Origin of the sequence: Okeania hirsuta (assembly GCF_003838195.1) — a bacterium.
GTDB lineage: Bacteria > Cyanobacteriota > Cyanobacteriia > Cyanobacteriales > Microcoleaceae > Okeania > Okeania hirsuta.
The window spans coordinates 1-791 of the sequence record NZ_RCBY01000652.1; the positions used below are offsets into that span (position 1 = coordinate 1).

Genomic DNA, 791 nt, shown 5'->3' on the forward strand with positions numbered 1-791 from the left:
CGGACTCGCCAGACCCATCACCAACCCCAACGGACTCGCCAGACCCATCACCAACACCAACAGACTCGCCAGACCCATCACCAACCCCAACCCCAACAGATTCTCCAGACTCAACACCATCACCAACCCCAACAGACTCGCCAGACTCAACACCATCACCAACCCCTCCAGATCCAGGTGAAGTAACGCCACCTTCTCTCAACGATCCTCCCACTGACATTCTGTTAGATAACGATAGTGTGGAAGAAAATAGTGAAGCAGGTACAGTTATTGGTACATTTACCACAGAAGACCCAGATGAAAGTGATGTCCATGAATATAGATTAGTTGATGATGCTGATGGACGCTTTGCTCTCAACGAAGACCAGCTAGTTGTAGCAGAGGGAACAAATCTTGATTTTGAGGAACAAGAGACCTATGACATCCAAGTCAGAACATTTGACAATGCTGGAGAAAACTTAACTAAGTCATTTACGATCGCCCTGCTCAATGTCAACGACCCACCAGAAATTACAATTCCTGACGACCAACAACTGGTTAATGAAGGGGAACAATTAGATATTGTTGGTATTGAGGTAACAGACCCCGATGCTGGAGACGGAGAATTAGAAGTTACCCTAGAAACTACTAATGACGGTAACCTCACCCTTAATTCTACCTCTGGTCTCACCTTTACAACTGGTGATGGTCAAGCAGATGCGGAAATAGTATTTACCGGAAGTTTAGAAAATATCAACCAGTCTCTTGTGTATTGACCACTAATTCAGTATTCGTTCCCACCAATGGTAAAT

At 45.1% G+C, this 791-nt stretch carries 1 protein-coding gene; it reads left to right on the top strand.

Going from position 1 to position 791, the window contains the following annotated elements:
• Positions 1-755, top strand: a 755-nt coding sequence (locus D5R40_RS33470) for a cadherin repeat domain-containing protein (RefSeq protein WP_134239683.1), incomplete at its 5' end; no start/stop codon positions are given.
• Between the last annotated feature and the right edge of the window lie 36 nt (positions 756-791).